Source organism: Oceanobacillus indicireducens, from assembly GCF_014647195.1.
Lineage (GTDB): Bacteria > Bacillota > Bacilli > Bacillales > Amphibacillaceae > Oceanobacillus > Oceanobacillus indicireducens.
This window is the reverse complement of the sequence record NZ_BMOS01000013.1, coordinates 72,406-94,334: the sequence shown is the minus strand read 5'-3', so window position 1 is coordinate 94,334 and position 21,929 is coordinate 72,406. Positions and strand designations below refer to the sequence as shown.

Annotated in this window: 24 protein-coding genes; 20 read left to right on the top strand and 4 right to left on the bottom strand. The window is 39.3% G+C overall.

What is annotated here, in order from left to right:
• The first annotated feature begins 234 nt into the window (after positions 1–234).
• The 3 genes from IEX94_RS10855 to IEX94_RS10845 all read left to right on the top strand — a co-directional run bounded on the left by IEX94_RS10855 (position 235) and on the right by IEX94_RS10845 (position 1,997).
• Entirely contained in the window at positions 235–633 is a 399-nt protein-coding gene (locus tag IEX94_RS10855; protein ID WP_188857179.1) for a VOC family protein, read from the top strand.
• Between the two features lie 296 nt (positions 634–929).
• Entirely contained in the window at positions 930–1,469 is a 540-nt protein-coding gene (locus IEX94_RS10850; protein WP_188857175.1) for an HD domain-containing protein, read from the top strand.
• A gap of 162 nt (positions 1,470–1,631) precedes the next feature.
• Positions 1,632–1,997, top strand: coding sequence for a hypothetical protein (locus tag IEX94_RS10845; protein ID WP_194461806.1), 366 nt, complete (start codon positions 1,632–1,634; stop codon positions 1,995–1,997).
• A gap of 45 nt (positions 1,998–2,042) precedes the next feature.
• Here the strand turns inward: IEX94_RS10845 and IEX94_RS10840 are convergent, their stop codons facing one another.
• Positions 2,043–3,068, bottom strand: coding sequence for a D-alanyl-D-alanine carboxypeptidase family protein (locus IEX94_RS10840; RefSeq protein WP_188857173.1), 1,026 nt, complete (start codon positions 3,066–3,068; stop codon positions 2,043–2,045).
• A gap of 284 nt (positions 3,069–3,352) precedes the next feature.
• Between IEX94_RS10840 and IEX94_RS10835 the strand changes: the two genes are divergently transcribed.
• From IEX94_RS10835 to rpiA, 9 genes are all read left to right on the top strand, one after another.
• The gene (locus IEX94_RS10835; protein ID WP_188857172.1) at positions 3,353–5,416 is read left to right on the top strand and encodes a BglG family transcription antiterminator; all 2,064 of its coding nucleotides are present in this window, start codon (positions 3,353–3,355) and stop codon (positions 5,414–5,416) included.
• A gap of 32 nt (positions 5,417–5,448) precedes the next feature.
• Positions 5,449–5,937, top strand: coding sequence for a PTS sugar transporter subunit IIA (locus IEX94_RS10830; RefSeq protein WP_188857171.1), 489 nt, complete (start codon positions 5,449–5,451; stop codon positions 5,935–5,937).
• Positions 5,937–6,221 carry a PTS sugar transporter subunit IIB gene (locus IEX94_RS10825; protein ID WP_188857170.1) on the top strand — a complete coding sequence of 95 codons (285 nt, stop codon included), beginning with the start codon at positions 5,937–5,939 and terminating at the stop codon, positions 6,219–6,221. The genes IEX94_RS10830 and IEX94_RS10825 overlap by 1 nt, the downstream gene beginning before the upstream one ends.
• Before the next feature lie 68 nt (positions 6,222–6,289).
• Positions 6,290–7,549, top strand: coding sequence for a galactitol-specific PTS transporter subunit IIC (locus IEX94_RS10820; protein WP_188857169.1), 1,260 nt, complete (start codon positions 6,290–6,292; stop codon positions 7,547–7,549).
• 167 nt (positions 7,550–7,716) lie between these two features.
• A complete protein-coding gene (locus tag IEX94_RS10815; protein ID WP_188857168.1) occupies positions 7,717–8,751 on the top strand; it encodes a zinc-binding dehydrogenase in 1,035 nt (344 codons plus the stop codon).
• A gap of 28 nt (positions 8,752–8,779) precedes the next feature.
• Complete coding sequence (deoC, locus tag IEX94_RS10810; RefSeq protein ID WP_188857167.1) at positions 8,780–9,454, top strand: deoxyribose-phosphate aldolase; 675 nt, start codon at positions 8,780–8,782, stop codon at positions 9,452–9,454.
• Between the two features lie 66 nt (positions 9,455–9,520).
• Entirely contained in the window at positions 9,521–9,682 is a 162-nt protein-coding gene (locus IEX94_RS10805; RefSeq protein WP_188857166.1) for a hypothetical protein, read from the top strand.
• A 35-nt stretch (positions 9,683–9,717) separates the two neighbouring features.
• Positions 9,718–10,812, top strand: a complete 1,095-nt coding sequence (locus IEX94_RS10800; RefSeq protein ID WP_188857165.1) for a galactitol-1-phosphate 5-dehydrogenase — start codon at positions 9,718–9,720, stop codon at positions 10,810–10,812.
• Between the two features lie 387 nt (positions 10,813–11,199).
• Positions 11,200–11,871, top strand: a complete 672-nt coding sequence (gene rpiA / locus IEX94_RS10795) for a ribose-5-phosphate isomerase RpiA (RefSeq protein WP_188857164.1) — start codon at positions 11,200–11,202, stop codon at positions 11,869–11,871.
• Between the two features lie 251 nt (positions 11,872–12,122).
• On the opposite strand, the gene pepT is transcribed toward rpiA, so the two are convergent.
• On the bottom strand, positions 12,123–13,364 hold the full coding sequence (pepT, locus tag IEX94_RS10790; protein WP_188857163.1) for a peptidase T: 1,242 nt from the start codon (positions 13,362–13,364) through the stop codon (positions 12,123–12,125).
• A 185-nt stretch (positions 13,365–13,549) separates the two neighbouring features.
• Here pepT and IEX94_RS10785 point away from each other — a divergent pair, with 185 nt between their 5' ends.
• The 4 genes from IEX94_RS10785 to IEX94_RS10770 all read left to right on the top strand — a co-directional run bounded on the left by IEX94_RS10785 (position 13,550) and on the right by IEX94_RS10770 (position 16,716).
• Positions 13,550–14,389, top strand: coding sequence for a sulfurtransferase (locus tag IEX94_RS10785; RefSeq protein WP_188857162.1), 840 nt, complete (start codon positions 13,550–13,552; stop codon positions 14,387–14,389).
• 3 nt (positions 14,390–14,392) lie between these two features.
• A complete protein-coding gene (locus tag IEX94_RS10780) occupies positions 14,393–14,965 on the top strand; it encodes a DNA-3-methyladenine glycosylase I (RefSeq protein ID WP_188857161.1) in 573 nt (190 codons plus the stop codon).
• Positions 14,966–14,977: 12 nt separating this feature from the next.
• Entirely contained in the window at positions 14,978–15,418 is a 441-nt protein-coding gene (locus tag IEX94_RS10775; protein WP_194461805.1) for a MarR family winged helix-turn-helix transcriptional regulator, read from the top strand.
• A 239-nt stretch (positions 15,419–15,657) separates the two neighbouring features.
• Positions 15,658–16,716 (top strand): LLM class flavin-dependent oxidoreductase, encoded by a 1,059-nt coding sequence (locus IEX94_RS10770; RefSeq protein ID WP_156856055.1) that lies wholly within the window; start codon positions 15,658–15,660, stop codon positions 16,714–16,716.
• Between the two features lie 423 nt (positions 16,717–17,139).
• Here IEX94_RS10770 and IEX94_RS10765 read toward each other — a convergent pair whose 3' ends face one another.
• Positions 17,140–17,679: an HD domain-containing protein gene (locus IEX94_RS10765; protein ID WP_156856054.1), complete on the bottom strand. Its 540-nt coding sequence runs from the start codon at positions 17,677–17,679 to the stop codon at positions 17,140–17,142.
• Between the two features lie 330 nt (positions 17,680–18,009).
• Positions 18,010–18,438 carry a MarR family winged helix-turn-helix transcriptional regulator gene (locus IEX94_RS10760; RefSeq protein ID WP_188857159.1) on the bottom strand — a complete coding sequence of 143 codons (429 nt, stop codon included), beginning with the start codon at positions 18,436–18,438 and terminating at the stop codon, positions 18,010–18,012.
• 204 nt (positions 18,439–18,642) lie between these two features.
• Between IEX94_RS10760 and IEX94_RS10755 the strand changes: the two genes are divergently transcribed.
• From IEX94_RS10755 to IEX94_RS10735, 4 genes are all read left to right on the top strand, one after another.
• Complete coding sequence (locus tag IEX94_RS10755; protein ID WP_156856052.1) at positions 18,643–19,146, top strand: CarD family transcriptional regulator; 504 nt, start codon at positions 18,643–18,645, stop codon at positions 19,144–19,146.
• A 254-nt stretch (positions 19,147–19,400) separates the two neighbouring features.
• Entirely contained in the window at positions 19,401–20,453 is a 1,053-nt protein-coding gene (fni, locus tag IEX94_RS10745) for a type 2 isopentenyl-diphosphate Delta-isomerase (RefSeq protein ID WP_188857158.1), read from the top strand.
• 59 nt (positions 20,454–20,512) lie between these two features.
• Positions 20,513–20,965 (top strand): DUF2188 domain-containing protein, encoded by a 453-nt coding sequence (locus IEX94_RS10740; protein ID WP_156856049.1) that lies wholly within the window; start codon positions 20,513–20,515, stop codon positions 20,963–20,965.
• Positions 20,966–21,116: 151 nt separating this feature from the next.
• A complete protein-coding gene (locus IEX94_RS10735) occupies positions 21,117–21,824 on the top strand; it encodes a DsbA family oxidoreductase (RefSeq protein ID WP_156856048.1) in 708 nt (235 codons plus the stop codon).
• Positions 21,825–21,929 lie beyond the last annotated feature (105 nt).

Sequence of the window (21,929 nt, the reverse complement as noted above, 5' to 3'; positions counted from 1 at the left end):
AGGGTGGTTATTTTTTATTTGGAAATGACAGAATAGCTACGATTAGCGCTCCGAATGAAATCATCAGAACCATTGTTACCAAGAGTAATATTGCGATATTTGTATTAGGGATAATAACTTATTTTGTAATTTCTACGATAATAACACTCATAAAATAAGACAGTTTGATTAGATTTTAATTGATTTAGAATGAAAATTTCTTATTTACTTAACCAGCGATAGGGGGGACTTTCAATGTCAAAAGGATTGATACACCACATCGAACTATATGTATCGGATTTAAAAAAGACAGTAGATTTTTGGGGCTGGTTTCTAAAAGATTTAGGATATACTTCTTTTCAAGAATGGGAAAATGGACAAAGCTGGAAAATAGATCAAACCTATATTGTGTTTGTACAGGCGGAAGATAGGTTTCTTGATACTCCATATCATAGATGCCGGGTGGGACTTAATCACTTGGCGTTTTATGCAAACTCACGTCGGCACGTAGATGAAATGACGGATAAATTACAAGACAGAGGAATAAATATTCTTTATCCGGAGAAACATCCTTTTGCTGGGGGAGAAAACCACTATGCTGTGTACTTCGAAGATCCGGATAGGATTAAAGTGGAACTTGTGGCTCCTGAATAATTATTGAGGTAACGCAGATTACGGATATGATTGTACAACTTTTTAAAAACGGTTCGAACGTGTCGAAAAGCACTAGAATAATAAAAAGGAAGCGTTAAAAGTCACCAATTGTGGATAAGTGATTTTTCCGAATAAACCGTTTCACAATAAAAGTTTACTCCTCATAGCTGGCTCCGGCATGTTCCTATTGAAAATTAATGAAAAATATGATATAGTTGCAGGAATTTAGCATTAAAAAGTTAAAGGATTTAAGGGAAGATACTGGATGATATTCAGGAATAGAAGGAGGTTTTCCGATGAGAAGAATTACATTAGAAGAAGTCTTCCTGCATCCAATTACCCAGAAGTATCTTGAGCGTTCAGGGATTGCTCACGCTGTAGCTGTAACGGAGTATGCTTATATTTTTGCAAAACGGTTTGAAGTGGATGCGGATTATGCAACAAAAGCGGCGCTCCTTCATGATATTGGTCATTACACCTGGTATCGAGATGGTGAATGGGATTATGACCTTTATAAAGAAAATGATATCCATGCGATAAAGGGTGCAAGCCGGGCGCATAAATTATTAATCAGACTGGGTGAGGATCGTCACGCAGCGAAGAAAATAGCGATTGCTATCTTGCTCCATACGGATTCATACTTGCCGAATGGACAGCTGGAACTTGAACCGCTTCAGCGAGTTGTCGCCATGGCTGATGAAGCGGATGAAGAGGGTGGAGGCAATCATCATTATAAGGAGATTGACTTTGAAAATGCACTTCTGCGAATTCGTGCGCTTGATGTACAGATCAACAAGGATTTGCATGAGGGGAAAGAGGCTCGAGGTGTTAGTTAAATTAGAATCGAATAAAGTGATAAAAAGTCCGAATGAACAGGATGCGTGACGCATAAGGTAAACTGTTTGTTCGGGCTTTTTATTTTGATTGATACAACTCCCGTAACAATGGTACAATTTTATTGGTGGTATAAGTAGTGAAATTTTTGGGGGTTAGTAGGTATGAAATCTTCCGTTCTAAAGAAGCTTTTCATTTATATAATTTTTCCTCTGCTTATAGTTTTCGTTGTTTTGCCACTTTTATCCAGTGATAGTTCCTACTTCGGAATGGTGCGGGTAGAAGAGAAAGAACCGAATGATGACGGCTACAGAATATCCGTCACGAGATTAGATACAGAAGAAGAGGTAAATGTTCATCTCAATGATGCTATTTTTTTTGATGCTGATAACAAACGAGTGCCTATCAATATTGTTTGGGAAGATATATATATTGGAGATGAATACTGGGTTTCTATGCAGAAGAAGAGTGTTCCGTACCGGTGGTTCAGCAAAGATAATTATAACTTATCAGCTTTTTACATGGAATAAAGCTCGGAGTGCCTTCTGACGGACACTCCGAGCTTTTCATTTTCTTTATTCATTTTCTGCAAAATATTCTTCCATTGTTAGGTTATTCTCGACCATTTCCGTTGCCGCTTTTACTCCGACGTAACGTAAATGCCATGGTTCAAATTGGTATTGTGTTACATCTTCCTTACCTTCCTCGTAGCGGATGATAAAACCGAATGTGTGGGCATTTTCGGCGACCCATTGTCCTTCAGGAGTTTCTCCAAAATCGGTTGTCAACTGATAGGAGACACTTTCACTCGTAATATCCATGGCAAGCCCGGTCTGATGTTCGGATTCTCCAGGTCGTGCACTGAAGATGTTCGCTTCCTCTTCACCATGTTCAGCCGCATAGGCCTTGAACAGGGAGACTTGGGTATCATAGCCTCGATAACCGGACTGGGCAAACAGTTCATATCCCGCTGCTTCTGCTTCACTGAACAATGCTTCTAACGCTTCCGCAGCCGGTGCGCGTAATTGTTTTTTCGGTAAATCTTCTTCAAATGGGAACCTTACATCCGGGACGACAAGGTCATGGGGCTCATAGTCTTCCGGCAAAGCATTCTCTTTATTTATGATGGCAAGCTGGTCATATGGATTACCAACGACAAGCGATCCACTGTCTGTTGTTACTGGTTCGGCAAGTGGTGGGAGGCCCGCTCCTACTTCGATTGTGAGTTTTCCTTCTAAGATATTTTCCATGGCAGCCTGAGTTGCTTCATCATATACACCTGTTACATATAAATCATCCAGTTGTAATTGAATATCTGTAATTGCCCAGGTCGTTACATCCGAATAAACGCCGTCTATTGGGAGTGTGTAGCCGATTTTTTCCAAGTCTGCTTGCAGTTGAGCTACAGCTTCTCCTTCATCCAGTTTTTGCAATTCACCAGCTGGGGATGCAACATCCTCATCATTCACTTTAACATCTTTTTCCGTTTCTTTTGCTGCTTCCGAATCAGATGAATGATTAGATGTTTCTTCGCCGTCCGTACAAGCGGCTAGTAATAATAGCAATGTAAATAAGGCAATTATAATAGACTTCCGTTTCATTCTAATCCCTACAATCTACGTAATTTAAGTGGTTAGCATCCTACATTTTCTCATAGGAAACGAGGGAGAGCAAGGTGGGAAAGATAATTAAAACATACGTATTAGCTTTAAATGGAATAATCCGTTAAGTACGATTGAGTTGTGAACGTGAGCATGTAATTCGAATTCTTGAATGTTCTTTGTAAATCACAACATTGTACAATGATTGTCCGACACTTTGCGATGAAAGCGTGACCATTATTGCTTGGAACGATGTTAAGATTATATATGTAGGAGGGAGAACGTTGGGGCTTGGTGATAGGAGTACAAAGATTCTAAATGAATTAATTAGTAATCCGAGCATAACTAGTGCATCAATTGAAAAGAAGTATAACTTAACCAAAAGACAATTAGGTTATAGCATCAAGAAGATTAATGAATGGCTCGAATTAAATGATCTTCCAATTATAGAAAGAACCAGGCAAGGACGATTTGTTATTAATCAAGCCATCCTTACAGAATTAGCTACCAATGAAAATATAATGCCTGTTTCAGATCCGAATATTCTAACTGAAGAACAACGTGTGTATCTTATTTTACTGATGTTGTTAAGCTCCAAGGAAGAACTATCATTAAATCATTTTACGATTGATTTAGACGTTAGTAAGAACACAATTTTAAGTGATTTGAAACAAGCTCAGGAATTAATAAATAATTATCACCTGGATATTCGCTACTCAAGAAAGCATGGTTATTTAATAGAAGGAAAGGAATTTCAAATTCGTAAACTTCTTATTTATATCACTTACCAAGTGTTGCAAATGAGTAATGGAGAAACAAGATTTAAGGAAATTGCTTTTCTTCATTCTCGTGAGATTGAAGAATTCACGAATCGAATTATAAAAGTGGAAAATGAACTAAGCTTAAGATTTACGGATGAAAAATTGAAAACGATGCCGCTAATTTTACTGCTTATCCTGAGAAGAGTTGAACAGGGCTATGTTATTGAAACTTTTCCCATAGAGTATGAAGAACTGTCTAATACAAAAGAATACCAAGCAACAGAAGAGTTGCTCTATGGTTACAAGAATATCGAAAAGTCAGAAAGGGTATTCATCACCTTACATTTATTAACAGCGAGTATATTCTCTTCAAATCTTGTAATGGAGGAAACAATACCAAATCTATTTCCGGCTATCGATAACATGCTTAGACAATTTGAAAAGAGTGCATGCATTTATTTAAAAGATAGGGACCAGTTACTAGATAAATTGTTTCAACATATTAAGCCAGCATATTACCGGATCAAATATCATCTGACGGACAGTATCGTTCACATGCAAGGGAAGTTAAGTTCACAATTTAAAGAGTTACATCATTTAGTTAAACGTTCAATTGGTCCGTTAGAAGACCTAATTGGTGAAACAATACCAGACAATGAAATTGCTTTCATCACAATGTTAATTGGTGGTTGGATGAACCGTCAAGGGGAGAGCATAGATAAGAAGGTCAAAGCAATTGTTGTTTGCCCACAAGGTGTTTCTGTTTCCAGGATTTTGTTTAACGAGTTGCGAGAGTTATTTCCAGAATTTGTGTTTTTAGACTTTCTGTCGGTCCGTGAATACCTTCATTATCCATTAGATTTTGATGTAGTATTTTCTCCAATATATATTGAAACAGAGAAAAAGCTTTTTGTCACAAAAACATTTCTTGGTCAGGAAGAAAGGAATCGTTTGCGAAATCAAGTCATGCTGGAGATCCATGGATATGTTCCGAACGACATTGATATTAATCAAGTAGTTGAGATCATATCTAACCATGCAGCGATTCGGAATGAAAAAGAGTTAGCTAGAGCATTAGAAGGTTATTTTAAACGCGATGATAATTCAGCCATTATCAAGCAAGTTCAAGAAAGTGATGAATTGAACCTAAATGAAATGATAACACCGGATAGGATTATATTAAGGAATACTGTTTCTTCATGGGAAGATGCTGTTCGAATCGCTGCAAATCCATTGGTCAAAAACGGAAATATTGATAAAAGCTATGTAGAAACCATGATTCAATATAGTTTACAAGATTCATATATCATCATTGGTCCGGGTATGGCAATTCCACATGCAGCTCCAGACGACGGTGTTCATAAAGTTGGAATGAGCTTGCTGAGAGTTCGGGATGGAGTGGATTATCTTCAGACCAATCGAATTCAGCTCATTATTATCATCGCTGCAGAGGATAAGCAACAACATCTACGTGCTTTAATGCAGCTTATGAATTTATCGGGTTCTGATGAAGATCGGAATGAAGTGATAAATGCCAAATCAACTGATGAGGTATATGAAATTTTATCCAGTTATTCCGATGAATAATTTATTTTTAATTAATATACCGAGGTGTAAATATGAGTGATTTAGTATTTGATGAATCTGTCATTCTATTGGATGTAGAGGGAGAGACAGATACACAAGTTTTAGAAATAATAGCAAAAAATTTAGTGAATCATGGGTTAGTGAAGGAAAGCTTCATCTCTGCAATTATGACACGCGAAGAAGAATATGCAACAGGGCTTCCAACTGCTGGGGTATCAGTTGCTATTCCTCATACTGATGTAGAACATGTTATTAAAAAAACTATAAGTGTTGCCGTTCTGAAACAACCTGTTGATTTTAAAATTATGGGGGATGATAGTGAAACAATCCCCGTCCAATTAGTATTCATGTTAGCGATGGATGAAGCGGATTCTCAGCTAGTATTATTACAACGGCTCATGCAGATTTTTCAAGAAGAAGACACACTGAAATACATTATTCGTCAAACGAATAAAATAAACATTAAAAATTTGCTAGAGAAGAAATTAGTAAGTATTGCATTTGAAGGAGGTGAAAAATAATGGCGAAAAAACAAGTACTAGTAGCATGTGGTGCAGGTATTGCAACTTCTACTGTAGTAAACAGTGCAATAGAAGAGATGGCTAAAAATAACAATATTGATGTTGACCTAGTTCAAATCAAAATTGCTGAGGTACCTTCGTATGAAGAAACAGCTGATTTATTAGTAACTACTGCAATGACGAAAAAAGAGTATAGATTCCCAGTGATCAACGCACAATCATTTCTTACTGGCGTCGGTATAGAAGATACAAAGAAACGTATTTTGAAAGAACTTAAAAAGTAAATAATAGTCTCGGCTTTTCTATTCTTGAAAAGCCGAGGTAATAAGCATGATAGGGGGCTATTACAAAAATGCAAACATTTGTAGATTTTTTGCAAGCTTTCTTAGATTTGGGAGCAACGGTAATTCTGCCTGTAGCTATATTCATTTTAGGTTTGTTTTTTGGCCAAAAACCTGGTAAAGCATTTCGTTCAGGTATAACAATTGGTGTAGCGTTTGTTGGTATCTTCTTAGTAATCGATTTGTTGACACTTAACCTAGGTCCTGCAGCTCAATCAATGGTTCAACGACTAGGTGTCGATTTGAATGTAATTGATATTGGCTGGCCGGCGACTTCATCTATTGCCTGGGCATCCGTAGTAGCGGCATTTATTATTCCTTTAGGGTTAGTAGTTAACGTTGTAATGCTTATAACAAAAACCACCAAAGTAATGAATGTAGATATTTGGAATTATTGGCATTATACATTTATGGCAGCTTTAGTATATACCATATCTGGTAGTGTTATTCAGGGACTAATTGCGGCTGTTATTTTCCAAATTGCATGTTTGAAAATTGCCGATTGGACAACTCCTATGGTTCGTGACTTTTATGAAATGCCGGGTGTATCAGTTGCTACTGGCAGTACAATTTCATATGCACCATTTATTCCTTTAGTGAAATTACTTCAAAGGATACCTGGTTTAAATAAATTAAATGCAGACCCAGATTCTATCCAAAAGCGTTTTGGGGTATTCGGAGATTCAATGATTATGGGATTGATTCTTGGCGCTGCGATTGGCGTATTAGCAGGATATGGTGTTGGTGAAGTTATTAACATAGGTATGTCTATGGCAGCAGTTATGGTATTGATGCCTCGTATGGTTAAGATATTAATGGAAGGTCTTATGCCTGTATCTGAATCCGCGCGTAGCTGGTTAAATAAACGATTTGGTGAAAGCGATATTACAATTGGACTTGATGCCGCAGTTCTTTTAGGTCATCCATCTGTAATCGCTACAGCCTTAATCTTGACACCAATTACAGTGATTTTAGCGGTCATATTACCAGGTAACGCAGTACTTCCCTTTGCTGACTTAGCAACAATCCCGTTCGTCATTGCATTTATTGTCGGTGCTTCTAAAGGTAATATTATTCACTCTGTGATTGTTGGAACGATTATGATAGGGTTCTCACTTTATATGGCAACCGATATTGCCCCAATTATGACAGATATGGCAATTTCAGCTGAAGTCAACTTACCAGAAGGATCCGCGATGATATCTAGTATTGACCAGGGTGGTAACTTAATAAACTGGATTATCTGGAAGATATTTGGAATTTTTAATTAAATGAAATGACGTAGTTAAATTGGTAAATATTAATATTTAATATTAACTCTTCGAAAACCTTAAATCGACAGTAATGATATAGCAGGTCCAGATGAAGAGATGACAATTATGGAACGATCATCTGGTAATCGGAGAGCGTTCCATATTTATTTTAAGGAGGATTTGCCGTGAAAGCACTTGTAAAAACAGAGTTAGGATTTGGTCATTTAGAAATTAAAGATAAACCGGAACCATCCCCAGGGAAAGATCAAGTTAAAATCGAAGTAAAATACGCTGGTATTTGTGGTTCAGATATTCATACGTATGAAGGATATTACAAAGTAAAGGCTCCGGTGACGTTAGGACATGAATTTTCTGGCGAAATAGTGGAGCTTGGTGAGGGAGTTAATGAGTTAAATGTTGGCGATCGTGTGACTTCTGAAACTACTTTTTATATTTGCGGTGTGTGTAAGTATTGTCAATCTGGTGATTATAATCTCTGTAATTATCGTAAGGGACTCGGTACGCAACAAGACGGTGGATTTACGAAATATGTAATCGCCCGAAAAGAAAGTGTTCATCGTCTTCCAGATAATGTGGATTATCGTTCAGCTGCGATGACAGAGCCATTGGCATGTACCTATCATGCTATTGAGAATATCGAAATTAATCAAGGTGATCTCGTGGTTGTTATTGGCCCAGGACCGATTGGATTACTTGCAGCTCAGGTTGCGAAAAGTCGTGGAGCTAGAGTTATCATAACTGGTTTAACTAATGATAAAATCCGTTTGGATAAAGCATTAGAAATTGGTATTGATTATGCTGTCAATACACAGGAACAAGATGTAAATGAATTAGTGAATGAATTAACAAATAGCTATGGAGCAGACGTTGTTCTCGAGTGTTCAGGTGCTGTTCCGGCTGCAAAACAAGGTTTAGATCTCTTACGCAAAAAAGGTCAATATGCTCAAGTTGGCATCTTCGCTAATGCCGAAGTGCAATTTGATTTAGAAAAAATTATACAAAAAGAAATCCGAGTCGTAGGTAGCAGAAGTCAAAAACCTGCTGACTGGGAACCATCTCTTGCATTAATGAACGAAGGAAAAGTAAACGCAGAAGCACTGGTGACACATGAATTTAACATTACACAATGGGATGAAGCATATGACGCAATTAAAAGTGGAGATGCAATTAAAGTCTTGCTAACTCCAATAGAAGATTAATAAACACCTATGAAGGGAGTCAATAGAATTGAATAAATATGATAATTTAGCATCAATTATTGATTATACATTACTTGATCCAACGGCTACAAAAGAAGATATTAAGAAGTTTTGCGAAGAAACTATAGAGCATGGGTTTAAAACTGTGTTCGTAAATCCGTATTATATTTCTTACGCACACTCACTCCTTTCTCCGCATGGAATAAAAGTGGGCGCGCCTATCGGATTTTCACTTGGTGGCGCCACTACTCATGTAAAAGTAGAAGAAACAAAGGAAGCGATTGAGAATGGTGCAGAAGAAATAGACATGTTGATTAACTTAGGTGCATTAAAATCAGGTGAATATGATGTAGTGAAAAAAGATATTGTCGAAGTAGTGAAAGTTTCTAAAGGTTTAACGACTAAAGTTATTATTGAAACAGCCTTACTTACAGACGATGAAAAAGTGATAGCAACTGAACTGATTAAGGAAGCTGGTGCTGATTTTGTAAAAACAGCCACTGGATTTAACGGTGGAGGCGCAACAGTTGAAGATGTGAAATTTCTTCGTAAAGTTGCCGGCAATAACATTGGAGTAAAGGCAGCTGGGGGAGTTAAGACTTACGAAGATGCAATGAATATTATTGCAGCTGGCGCAACTCGTTTAGGTGCAAGCAGTGCTGTTGCTATAATCAATGGAGAAAACTCAAAGGTTAATTATTAATTAAGGGAAAGTTGTTTAATTGGAAAGTGACTGAACTCATTAATTTAAAGAAAATGAGGGGTAGATATGGTAGAAACAATGCTTGATTTTATGTTAGGACCAATGCGAGGGATTAGCCATTTTTATTTTGAACATCAGATGTTATTTAACATGATAATAGTTGGTCTTGCTCTTTATAAATTATTTTTTACGAAAAAAAATAAGGCGAATGAATCAACCAACTATTAATAGAACAGCTTAGATGCAAGGAAGGAAGTCTTGATATGAGATCGTTAAATCTCTACGGAATAAAAGATATACGTTTTGAAGATTCTCCCAAGCCTGTTATTGAAAATAGAGATGATGTTATTGTTAAAGTAAAAGCAGTGGGAATTTGTGGATCTGATATATCACGATATAATAAACTCGGGCCTTATGTAGAGGGAATGACTTTTGGACATGAATTTTCAGGGGTTGTTGATGAAGTAGGTGCAGGAGTAACCCATTTCTTACCGGGTGATCGTGTGGCTGCATGCCCAACATACGTGTGTGGTCAATGTGAAAGTTGTAGAAGTGGTCAACCATCTCAGTGTGAAAACTTAACAGTAATTGGTGCTCGTCATCCAGGTGCTTATGCAGAGTATGTAAAAATAGCGGCCAGTCATTTAATTGCTCTTCCAAATGATGTTGATTTCGATACAGCTGCCTTAGTGGAACCATCTTCTGTAGTAGTACATGGTTTCTATCGTACTACTATACAGCCGGGGGCAGAGGTTGCAATTATGGGAGTTGGGAGCATTGGTTTATTAGCGGTTCAATGGGCCAAAATATTTGGAGCAAGAAAAGTCTATGCTATTGATATAGACAATAATAATTTGAAAATAGCAAAAGAACTTGGAGCGGATGTATTAATAAATTCGTTAGAATCACCCGCACATGAACAAATAGCTGATTATACACATGGCCGAGGAGTTGATTTAGCAGTTGAATCCGCTGGCTCCCCAGTAACATCAGCACAAGTATTTGCTCTACCGAAAAAAGGTGGGGAAGTTGTATTTATGGGTATACCTTATGCTGATATAAATATTAAACGTTTTTACTTTGAGAAAATTGTACGCAATGAGCTAAAAGTCTATGGATCATGGAATTCAGTTTCCGCACCGTTCCCAGGAAAGGAATGGAAAACAAGCATTCATTATATGAGTACAGGACAAATCCAGTCTAATCCAATGATTTCCCATAGACTTGAGCTGCGAGAAGGAACAGAAATGTTCGATAAAATTATTAACCGTCAGATCGATTCTATTAAGGTTTTATTTTATCCAGAACTTGGAGCACATGCAGTCTCAAAACCAACCGGTGTTATGAGAGAAAGTTAACTTAATAGAGGATAGAGAAATAAACCTTTTCGCATAACTGTATCTTTACATTAATTTAAAAAAGTAAAAGTTAAAACTAAATTAAATTAGATTCCTGTTGGAGATAATGTTGTATTCATTATCATAGTTGAATACAATTTACTTTAGTAATGCTAGATTAATTCAAAAAAGAAGGCGGTTTCTTTAGCGTTGGTATAAGAGATGGATACTGTTAAAATGAACGTGTATTCCATTTAATCAACCCTACTTCAGTCTACAAGAAATGGTAAAATTAACTGAGCAAATGTTACAATTACGTACAATAGAAGGTAAGATTAAAGCTGTAAAAAATGCAATAAATTTATAGGCGCTTTGTAGCGCGGGACTCGGGAGGGGAAAAAGAATCCAATGAACCAATCAAAACAACTAGTAGGACAAGAAGCAGTAAAATATATTCAAGATGGAATGAAAGTAGGGCTCGGTTCAGGCTCGACTGTATATTATATGGTGAAAGCGCTTGGAGAAAGAGTGAAGGCGGAAGGATTAAATGTTGTAGCTATTTCCACCTCGGAAGTCACGGATGAGTGGGCAAAGGAATTCGGCATTCCGCTTACTGATTTTTCCTATATCCAAGAACTCGATATTGCGATTGACGGTGCGGATGAAGTGGATGACAATCTTCAACTCATTAAAGGCGGCGGTGGAGCGTTATTCCGTGAGAAAGTTGTAGCTGCAGCGGCAAAAGAGTTTATTGTCATTGTGGATGAATCAAAAATTGTTTCCACTTTAGGTAAGTTTCCTTTGCCAGTGGAAATCGTTCCATTCGGCTGGGAAGTAGTCGCTCGAAAGATTGAAAAATTAGGCGGCGCACCAAAGTTGAGAGAAAAAGCTGGTGAAATATTCGTTACGGATAACGGGAACTATATATTGGATTGTGCATTTGAAGAGATCCATGATCCGGTAGCGACACACGAACAACTAATCGCGCTTGTTGGTGTTGTTGAAACGGGTTTATTTGTGGATATGACGAAGAAAGTGATTGTCGCAGATAACGGTAGCACGAAACTGATAACGAAATAATTTAATGAATGGTGGGACAGAGGGTCAGAGGCACTGTCCCAGTTTGGGTAAGTGGGACAAAAGGGTCGGAGGCACTGTCCCAAAAATAATTGATTATCGCTTCTGCAACAAATGCACACCCAAAAGGGCACTGACCCATAGCATTACAGCCTTAGAAAAAAGCATTCGTTCCCGGAACGAATGCTTTTTTCTAACGATTCATTTAGGAAACGAGCCAATAAAAATCATACAATAGGATTCAAACTGGGACACTACCTCTGACCCCTTGTCCCGGCAAAGAGTCTGCTGATTTCAATGATTGTTTTGGTTGCTTTTTCCATGTTGTCGATGGAGATGTATTCGAATTTGCCGTGGAAGTTTTCGCCGCCGGTAAAGATATTTGGAGTTGGCAGGCCCATGTAAGAAAGTTGGGAGCCGTCTGTTCCGCCGCGGATTGGTTCGATGATCGGTTCGATATCAAGGTTTTTCATCGCTTGACTTGCGATTTCCACTACTTCTTTTACCGGTTCAATTTTCTCACGCATATTGTAATACTGATCTTTCATTTCCAGCAAAACATTTTCCGCGCCGTGCTTTTCTTGCATTTCACTGACGAAACGCTCTACAGTATTTTTTCTCTCCGCAAATTTATCTTTATCATGGTCACGGATAATATAGTACACTTTTGTTGTTTCGACATCACCTTCTATGGAAATCAGATGATAGAAGCCTTCATAGCCCTCCGTATGTTCCGGTGCTTCTTTTTCCGGGAATTTCTGAATGAATTCAACAGCGAGCTTACCGGAGTTTACCATTTTATTTTTGGCGGTTCCTGGATGGACACTATTTCCTTTAAAAGTTACTTTCGCAGCTGCTGCATTAAAGCTTTCATACTGCAATTCGCCGAGTGGACCGCCATCGACGGTGTAAGCATACGTCGCATCGAAACGCTTTACATCAAAATGTTGTGGACCGCGCCCAATTTCTTCATCTGGTGTAAAGGCGACGCGAATGCGGCCGTGCTCGATTTCGGGGTGTTGCTTCAAATAATTCATCGCTGTCATGATTTCTGCGATTCCTGCTTTGTTATCGGCACCAAGCAATGTTGTGCCGTCTGTGGTCATTAATGTATGTCCTTTATAACTAGGGAGCTCGGGAAACTCCTGTGCAGATAGCACTACGCCAAGTTCTTTATTCAGCGTAATGTCATTGCCATCGAAATTCTCGATAATTTGCGGATTAACATTTTTGCCTGTAAAGTCGGTTGATGTATCTAAATGAGCAAGGAATCCAATAGTAGGAACATCTTTATCTGTGTTGCTCGGAAGTGTTCCCATTAAATAACCATTTTCGTCGGCTTCCACGTCTTCTAGTCCAATTGCTTTCATTTCGCGGATTAATACGTCGACAAGTTCGAGTTGGCCTTTTGTCGTTGGGATTGTCGTTGAGTTCTCATTCGACTGGGTGTCAATTTTGGCATATGTAGTAAGTCGTTCAATTAGTTCTTCTTTCATCCTGCATCCACTCCTTTAATAATAGTCTGATTAGCAATCACATTACCCATAGTTTAGCATACATTTACGGAAGCGCCGAATGCGACTCCGGTTAAGTATCGGAAAATTTGAATAAAAATCTTTCTTGTTTATAAAGAAACGGCTACAATGAAGGTAAGGATGAAATGATTTGGAGGGAATTTTTGATGACGAATTTAATCAGCGTGGAACGCTTAAAGAAACGATTAGAGAATAATCAAGATAATACGGTGATTGTGGATACAAGATTCAAGCTTGATGATGAAGATGCAGGAAGGAAATTGTATCTGGAAAGTCATCTTCCTGGTGCAGTGTATTTGGATTTGAATAGAGATCTTTCAGGAAAAATACTCAAACATGGTGGTTCACATCCATTGCCGGACTTCCCGAATTTCATTGAAAAACTTGGAAATATTGGGATAGATGAAGATACAACAGTTGTTATTTATGATGAAGGCAATGATATGTTTGCAGCGAGGCTCTGGTGGTTGCTTGATGCGCTTGGCCATGACAAGGTATATATTTTAGAAGGTGGCTATGCCCGCTGGGTGGAGGAAGGGAATGAAGTGACGGATGCGATTCCTTCCCTTAAACCGAAAAAATTCACCGCAACCTTTGATGAGGATAAAATTGTTGATATGCAGACGGTGAGAGAGAAGTTGGATACAGACGCGGTATTGATTGATTCACGTGCGAAAAATAGATACTTAGGAGATTATGAACCGCTTTATAGTAAAGCAGGTCATATTCCAGGAGCGAAAAATTATCCGTGGCAAGCCGTTCTTTCTGCAGATGGGAAGTGGCTTAAGGGAGAAGAATTGCAGCAACATTTTTCGGATTTGGATAAAAATGATGAAATTATCGTCTCCTGTGGTTCCGGTGTTTCTGCTTGTGTTAATATAATAGCATTGAAGGCTGCTGGGTATGAGAATGTGCGGCTTTATCCAGGGAGCTTCAGCGATTGGATTTCTTATGATGAAAATGAAATTGAAATCGGGGAAGATTAAGCGATGGATGTAACACGTTGTTCCTGGGTAACGGATGATCCGCTTTACATGGAATATCATGATCAAGAATGGGGTATACCTGTACATGATGACCGGAAGTTTTTCGAAATGCTTACACTTGAAGGTGCTCAAGCTGGTCTAAGCTGGATTACAATTTTAAAACGGCGGGAAAATTACCGAAAAGCATTCGATGATTTCAATGTGGAAGTGATCAGCCAATATTCCGATTGGAAAGTGGAGGAGCTGCTGCAGGATTCTGGAATCATCCGTAACCGTAGAAAGATAGAATCTGTTAGGAAGAATGCGCAAGTCTTTTTAAAGATACAAGATGAATTTGGCAGCTTTGATGCTTATATTTGGCGGTTTGTCGGTGGAAAGCCGATCATTAATCATTGGAACAAACATGAAGAAGTCCCCGCGAAGACAAAAGAATCAGAGACGTTAGCTAAAGATTTGAAAAAGCGGGGCTTCAGTTTTGCTGGACCAACTATTTTGTATGCTTTTATGCAGGCGACAGGCTTGGTTAACGATCATGTGAAAGGTTGCTTTCTTTACAGGAAAGATTTAGCGAAATAATTGGAGGAGGAAATGGCAATAGGCTCTTCAAGGTCTAACTCAAATAGACATAGGAAATTGAGTGTTTTACTCTGGTACCGGATTTACCGGAATTATAAAAATAATACAGCACGATCAAGCAGAATTTTAAAGGATTGGAATCTAACCAATGCCCAGTACGATATCCTAAGTAGAATTGCTGAGGCGAAAACCTTATCGCAACAAGAGCTCGCCGATCAACTGTTGGTAACCAAAGCGAATATCACACAGATTATTAAGAGACTGGAGCAGCTTGATTTAATAAAAAAGGAAAAAGATTGGAAAACAAATTATATTTCCCTCTCCGAAAAAGGGAAAACCGTCTACAAGGAATCCAATCAAGTACTGGAGGAATTTCAACAAGACTATTTCAAAAAGCTAACAATCGAGGAAAAAAAACAACTCCTCCATCTCCTTAGAAAAGTTGAGAAATAGCAGGTTCAATGGTGCCCTTCATCGCTATTTTGGAAGGGCGTTTTTCTGTTTATAAGAAGCTATAAAATATAAATGCTATGGAAAACTTAGATATCTAGGGCTGGTCACGCCCGGCTCCAGCGCCTGTTCTTGAGCGGGAAGATTGACTCATTCTTCAGTTAAGGTTTAAACTGATGGTAAATATCAGTTAAGTTATTAACTGAAGTGCTAATGGATAATTGAAGGGAAGACAGATAAATATGGAAAAATATCGCATAAATCCTAATAATGGATTGGAGTTCGGGATTTTCACATTAGGGGACCATTTATATAACCCGCATAAAGGAGAACGCATCTCTGCGCAGCAACGAATAAAGGAAATTATAGAAGTTGCCGAGCTGGCGGAACAAGCGGGGTTAGACTTTATTGGAGTGGGGGAAAGCCATCAAGAGTTTTTCGCAACTCAAGCCCATGCTATTATATTGTCAGCAATTGCCCAAGCGACGGAAAAGATTAAACTTGGCAGTACGTCAACAATTATCAGTACATCGGACCCAGTTCGTGTCTATGAAGATTTTGCCACGATTGATTTAATTTCAAACGGACGAGCGGAGATTATTGCTGGGCGTGCTTCAAGGGTCGGGCTTTTTGAATTATTAGGTTACGACTTACGTGATTATGAAGAGTTGTTCGAAGAGAAGTTTGAATTGCTACTGGAGATTAATGAAAAGGAAATAGTGAATTGGAGCGGGGAACATCGAGCGCCTTTACGAAATGCGAAAGTTTTGCCACGGCCGCAAGATGGATCACTTCCGATTTGGCGAGCGGTTGGCGGCACACCAGCGAGTGCCATTAAAGCAGGATTACAGGGTGTGCCGATGAGCCAGGCGATGTTAGGTGGAGCGGTTTCTTCCTTTAAACAGCCGATTGATGTGTACCGTAAGTCATTACAGCAAGCAGGCCACAATCCAGACGATTTCCCGGTTGCGACGACAACCTTTTTCTATGCGGCGGAAACTTCACAGGAAGCTTTACGAGAGTATTACCCGCACATCAATGAAGGAATGAAGCTGACCAATGGTCAAGGTTTCCCGAAACAATTATTCGCTCAAGCCGTTGACCCTAGGAGTGTAATCAATGTCGGTAGTCCGCAACAGATCATTGAGAAAATCCTGTATCAACATGAACAGTTTAACCATCAAAGATATATGGCTCAGCTCGACTTTGGCGGTGTTCCACTAGAAAAGATGAAGAAGAATATTGAAATTATCGGGAATGAAATTTTACCAGCTGTTAAAAAATACACTACGAAAAAATAAGGTTGAAAAAACGTGAAGATAGTTGCGCTATCAGGATCCAATGCCGGGACGTAGATACGGTTATGTTGAGAGAGGAAATCCAAGCAGAAAAAGAAAAAGGATATGGTTTTAAAAAGATAAGAAGGTATAAAATAAAAATGCCTTAATAACTTAGGTATCCAGGGCTAGCCACGTCCGGCTCCAGCGCCCAGCAACTATCAAACTTCACACTCCTCCAATCGATAAGTCAACATCAACTCAAAACTAAAGGAGGGCCGCCTAAGTGCGGGCTAAAGCCCAACAGCGGCATACCCCTAAAGGGGCATGTTTCCTATATCTCATTCCGGAGTGATCCAGTTTGTACGTTGCTAAACGGGCGCTTGCGCCTTTGTTAAGAAGATACAAATAATAGCCTAGTTCAGATAAGGAACTTAGGCTATTGTTTTAATGGAATATTCGTTTTACAGCAGCTGTAAAATCATCAAAAAATGCTGGCCGATCCTCTTGGGCTAGACCTTGGTCCATGTTCGCTGCAATTCCTTCGTTATACCATTTCTGGTCTTCATATCCTGCGTTGAATATATCCCAAATGGCTTGTCCCTGTTCTTTGATGTCTTTCTCAAGTGACAATAGATTATCAAATCGGTCCGCAACGATGAGTTGCTTTTCTTCACTGCTGGCCTTTTTCAATATATCGAGGGTATGCTGCTTCCGTTCTTTCCATGACTTGGATTTATCTTCGGTATGGGACCGTACAAGGTCTGCTACTGCTTTACCAAACTCTTTTTCAATTTCTTCTATTTCTATTGGCGTATCCTCAACTACATCGTGTAAATAAGCAGCACATATGAGTTCATCACTTGCGCCGTTTTTTTCCAAAAAGGTTGCCACGCGAATAGGGTGGGTGACATAGGGAACATTGCCGACTTTCCGGTATTGACCTTCGTGGGCTTTTTCTGCAAATCGTTTTGCTTTCTCCTTCAAAAGGATTCTCCTTTCATAACGTGAAACTTCATTCAGTGGGGGTTTCCTTCCCTCCCTGAATGTTAGTTGAACAGAATCAGGTATTTACGGACTGTATATCCCCCACTTCACATATTGGGCTTCCTTCCATGTTTAGAGGTGAGGGGTATTACAGACCGTTAATACGTGATAAAGTGAAACTTCATTCAGTGGGGAATCCTTACCTCCCCACTGAATGTTAGTTGAACAGAATCAGGTATTTACGGGCTGTATATCCCCCACTTCACATATTGGGCTTCCTTCCATGTTTAGACGTGAGGGGTATTACAGACCGTTAATACGTGATAAACGTTACAATTCCCAATCTGTCGAGAGTATGTTTACCAATTCTCCGTATTTTTCATCTCCAAGGACATGGCGGATTTGTTCTTCGAGTGCCGTTTTCAATTCTTTATTTTCTTCGTAACAAATGACTCCTAGTGGTGTTAATTGTACGTATTTACTCCGCTTATTATTCTCAGTCGGCTCTGTTTTTACTAGTCCACGCTCTTCAAGCTTCCGAATTAACTTGTGGGTTCCTTGGCGCGTGAACTTTCCATTTCTTCCGACGTCTGCAATCAGTTCTCTTCCATAATTGATCCAATCCAAAATGAACCATTCGGAACTTGTAAGTTGAATTTCATTTCGATCATTCCATCTGCTTTCAATAGCATCACGAGTCTCTTGATGTTTTTTTCTTAGTAAATCAAATATATCTATCGTAACGATTTCTCCTGTCATGTATGAACACCTCTTATTTCCGTACCATGTTATAAAGTTTAATTACCTATTCCAGAACCGTTCAAACAACTGTATAGTTGAACACCCGAGCTATACTATACAGAGCTTGACGAGGGGTTGTCAACAAGTTGACAAATTGTTGAAAAAGTAGTAAAATTAAAGTGTGACTCGATTTGATGAACGAGAGAAAATGGAGGTTGGCAAATGTTTAAAGTTGGAGATTTAATCATCTACTCTTCACATGGTGTATGTAAAATTGATGACATTTGCGAAAGAAGCTACCGGGATGTAACACGTGAATATTATATTCTGCATCCAATGGAGGATCCGAATTTAACAATCAGTGTACCGGTGGATAATGAACAGGTCGTCATGTTGGATATTATGGGTAAGAAAGAGGCAAAAACAATCCTTGAATCCTTTGAAGAACCTGGAATCGAATGGATTGAGGATGCCAAACAACGTAATAGAAAATATAACAGCTTGATCAATAGTGGTGACCGCGATGAGATTGTTAAGATTGCCAACACTCTCATGCGTAAACAGAAAGAAGCGAAAATAAATAAAGAACGAATGTATGACCAAGACCAGAAGATGCTTGAAGAAATTCAGCGGATCATATTCCAAGAATTAGCAGCATCTCTTGATACAACAGTTGAACGTATCATCGAACGGATTAACAAGATTATCCCTTCGAAGGTATCCTAATATAACGGAAGAAATTGACCTTGACGTATGAAACAAGGTCAATTTTTTGTTTCTTCAGACAAAGGGGGTAGTGTTGATTGGTTTGCATTTACCGTTCCCTTGTTTTTTGCCTGGTGTGATGATCGAGCTCCTAATCCCTCGAATCATCCAGTCCTGGCTTTGTTCAATCAACAAGAGAGCTTCTTCTTTTATTTACCAGATGAAACAAGTAAAATAGCTAATAAGGCAAATTATTTTCTCGGAGGTACTATACGATGACCAAAGGAATTAACCAAAGAAAAACCGAGCACATCCGTTTATGTTTAACGGGGAATGTGGAAGGTGTAGATAAATCGACAGGCTTAGAAGGCATTCATTTTATACATAATGCATTACCGGAGATCAACTTCGACTCCATCTCAATGGAAACGAGCTTTTTAGGAAAGCAGTTGAAGGCTCCATTTCTTGTAAGCTCGATGACCGGTGGCTCAGAACTGGCGACAGAAATTAATCAGAACTTGGCTCTAGCTGCTGAAGAGCGAGGCTGGGTGATGGCGATTGGTTCTACGCGTGCATTCTTAGAAAGTGACCAACATAAGGAATCCTTCCTGATCCGCAGGCAAGCTCCTACCGTTCCATTAATCGTCAATATCGGAGCGGTGCAGTTCAATTACGGTTATGGAGCAGAAGAATGCCAGCGGATTATTGATAAGACTGACGCAGATTCAATTGTCCTTCACTTAAATAGTATGCAGGAAATCGTACAGGATGAGGGTGATGTCAACTTTGAAAATCTGCTACCTAAAATTGAAGAGGTATGTAAGACGCTGGAAGTACCTGTTGGCGTCAAAGAGGTCGGCTTTGGAATTGACGGAGAAGTCGCTGGAAAATTATACAATGCAGGAATTGCTTACATTGATGTCGCAGGTGCTGGCGGTACATCTTGGAGCCAAGTGGAGAAACTACGCTCCCGGAATAAATTGAAGAAGGCAGCTGCCGAGGCATTTAACAATTGGGGACTACCAACGAAGGACTGTCTCGTGTCTGTCCGAAACAAGTTACCTGACGCGCCTCTTGTAGCGAGCGGCGGAATGAGTACCGGGGTGGATGCTGCAAAAGCAATTACAATCGGTGCTGATATAATCGGGTTCGCTCGTCATTTACTAAAAGCAGCGACTGAATCGCCGGAAGCTGTTCACGAGACAATGGAACAAATTGAACTGGAACTCCAGATGACAATGTTTGGAATTGGTGTGAAGAACCTAGAAGAACTCAAGAATACGAAACGTGTCAATATTATGGGCACATCCCTTATGGACGAAATGTAAAGCAAGTTTCATCTCTTTCCAACCTGGGTAATAGAATTAACAGACTGGGAAGGATGAAAATGGTTTGGACAATAGAGGATTATCCTCCATCCATGAAAAATTTACCCGACGTCACAAGGAAGAAAGCGATAGATATTGCCAACGCCATGATTGATGAAGGTTATGAGGAAGGACGCGCACTCCCGATAGCCATTAGCCAAGCAAAAGAATGGCGCGAAAATGCCACGGATGAGGAAGTGGAGCATTACCGGAAATATGGAAAAGTCACGACCCGATCCCCGGAGGACCGCAAGCATAAAAGTAATCCGGAACGAATGGAAGAAGGAGAAATTGTGCGGGCGCATGAGGACGGCTGGGCAGTCGAATCCAAAGGAGCAGAGCGTCCGAGCAATGTTTTTGATGCGAAGCGTGACGCCATAAAACGGGCAAAAGAAATTGCAGATAATAAAGGAACCTCTGTCACTGTCTACAAGAAAGACGGAACCGTTCAGGAAAAATATTCATTTGATTAATATAATGAAAAAGCAGCGGAGCTTGAAAATAGGCCCGCTGTTTTTTTGTGTATTATTCAGGCAGATTATTTCAACGATACCCCCCTCTATGCTACAATTAATGCAGTCTTAAGCGAATTGGAAATTGTACGATTAAAGGAGAACCATTTAAATGAAAATCGAAATTTGGTCAGATTTTGTATGTCCCTTCTGTTATATCGGGAAAAGAATTTTAGAAAAAGCGTTGGAAGGGTTCCCGCATAATGAATCTGTGATAATTGAATATAAAAGTTACCAGCTTGATCCGACCGCCGAGCACATTCCGGGAAAAGACTTTTATAAAACCTTTTCCGAACTAAAGGGAATCCCATTAGATGAGGTAAAAAGGATGAATGAACAAGTCAGTGCCCAGGCGAAATTAGTTGGACTCGATTATCGTTTCGATACGATGCAATATGCGAACTCCTTTGATGCTCACCGCCTGTTTCATTATGCTGAGCAGAAAGGGAAGGGAGAAGCGATGACAGAACGTCTCCTGCACGCATATTTCACCGAATCGGAATTATTGAGTGATATCGATACATTAGTTAAGCTAGCGGCCGAAGTTGGTCTTGATCCAAAAGAAACAAGTAGGATGTTACAATCGAAAAAATATTCCCAGAAAGTGAAAGAAGATATTGCTGTTGCCCACGAGCTTGGTGTGCAAGGTGTCCCGTTCTTTGTCTTTAATGAGAAATACGCGTTATCCGGGGCCCAGCCGAGCGAAGTATTTTCACAGGCACTCGCTAAAGTTTGGGAAGAGGAAGAAAAATCCCCAGCAGCAAAAAAGAAGAAATCAAAGACTTCTTATTGTACGGATGAAGGCTGTGTAGAACAATAAGGAAAAAACATACCGCAAAATAATGTGGTATGTTTTTTTATCGTATAAGAAACTATGTTATTTTCCCTTTTGGAGAGGTCGAGCGCCGTAATAGGGAAATAAACG

What these genes read in the sequence shown, in the direction of transcription:
- IEX94_RS10855 (WP_188857179.1), top strand. Translation starts at nt 235, where the DNA reads ATGTCAAAAGGATTGATACACCACATCGAACTATATGTATCGGATTTA.
- IEX94_RS10740 (WP_156856049.1), top strand. Translation starts at nt 20,513, where the DNA reads ATGGTTTGGACAATAGAGGATTATCCTCCATCCATGAAAAATTTACCC.
- IEX94_RS10800 (WP_188857165.1), top strand. Translation starts at nt 9,718, where the DNA reads ATGAGATCGTTAAATCTCTACGGAATAAAAGATATACGTTTTGAAGAT.
- IEX94_RS10785 (WP_188857162.1), top strand. Translation starts at nt 13,550, where the DNA reads ATGACGAATTTAATCAGCGTGGAACGCTTAAAGAAACGATTAGAGAAT.
- IEX94_RS10820 (WP_188857169.1), top strand. Translation starts at nt 6,290, where the DNA reads ATGCAAACATTTGTAGATTTTTTGCAAGCTTTCTTAGATTTGGGAGCA.
- pepT (WP_188857163.1), bottom strand. Translation starts at nt 13,364, where the DNA reads ATGAAAGAAGAACTAATTGAACGACTTACTACATATGCCAAAATTGAC.
- fni (WP_188857158.1), top strand. Translation starts at nt 19,401, where the DNA reads ATGACCAAAGGAATTAACCAAAGAAAAACCGAGCACATCCGTTTATGT.
- IEX94_RS10850 (WP_188857175.1), top strand. Translation starts at nt 930, where the DNA reads ATGAGAAGAATTACATTAGAAGAAGTCTTCCTGCATCCAATTACCCAG.
- IEX94_RS10760 (WP_188857159.1), bottom strand. Translation starts at nt 18,438, where the DNA reads ATGACAGGAGAAATCGTTACGATAGATATATTTGATTTACTAAGAAAA.
- IEX94_RS10830 (WP_188857171.1), top strand. Translation starts at nt 5,449, where the DNA reads ATGAGTGATTTAGTATTTGATGAATCTGTCATTCTATTGGATGTAGAG.
- IEX94_RS10780 (WP_188857161.1), top strand. Translation starts at nt 14,393, where the DNA reads ATGGATGTAACACGTTGTTCCTGGGTAACGGATGATCCGCTTTACATG.
- IEX94_RS10805 (WP_188857166.1), top strand. Translation starts at nt 9,521, where the DNA reads ATGGTAGAAACAATGCTTGATTTTATGTTAGGACCAATGCGAGGGATT.
- IEX94_RS10770 (WP_156856055.1), top strand. Translation starts at nt 15,658, where the DNA reads ATGGAAAAATATCGCATAAATCCTAATAATGGATTGGAGTTCGGGATT.
- IEX94_RS10840 (WP_188857173.1), bottom strand. Translation starts at nt 3,068, where the DNA reads ATGAAACGGAAGTCTATTATAATTGCCTTATTTACATTGCTATTATTA.
- IEX94_RS10845 (WP_194461806.1), top strand. Translation starts at nt 1,632, where the DNA reads ATGAAATCTTCCGTTCTAAAGAAGCTTTTCATTTATATAATTTTTCCT.
- IEX94_RS10775 (WP_194461805.1), top strand. Translation starts at nt 14,978, where the DNA reads ATGGCAATAGGCTCTTCAAGGTCTAACTCAAATAGACATAGGAAATTG.
- IEX94_RS10755 (WP_156856052.1), top strand. Translation starts at nt 18,643, where the DNA reads ATGTTTAAAGTTGGAGATTTAATCATCTACTCTTCACATGGTGTATGT.
- IEX94_RS10735 (WP_156856048.1), top strand. Translation starts at nt 21,117, where the DNA reads ATGAAAATCGAAATTTGGTCAGATTTTGTATGTCCCTTCTGTTATATC.
- IEX94_RS10825 (WP_188857170.1), top strand. Translation starts at nt 5,937, where the DNA reads ATGGCGAAAAAACAAGTACTAGTAGCATGTGGTGCAGGTATTGCAACT.
- rpiA (WP_188857164.1), top strand. Translation starts at nt 11,200, where the DNA reads ATGAACCAATCAAAACAACTAGTAGGACAAGAAGCAGTAAAATATATT.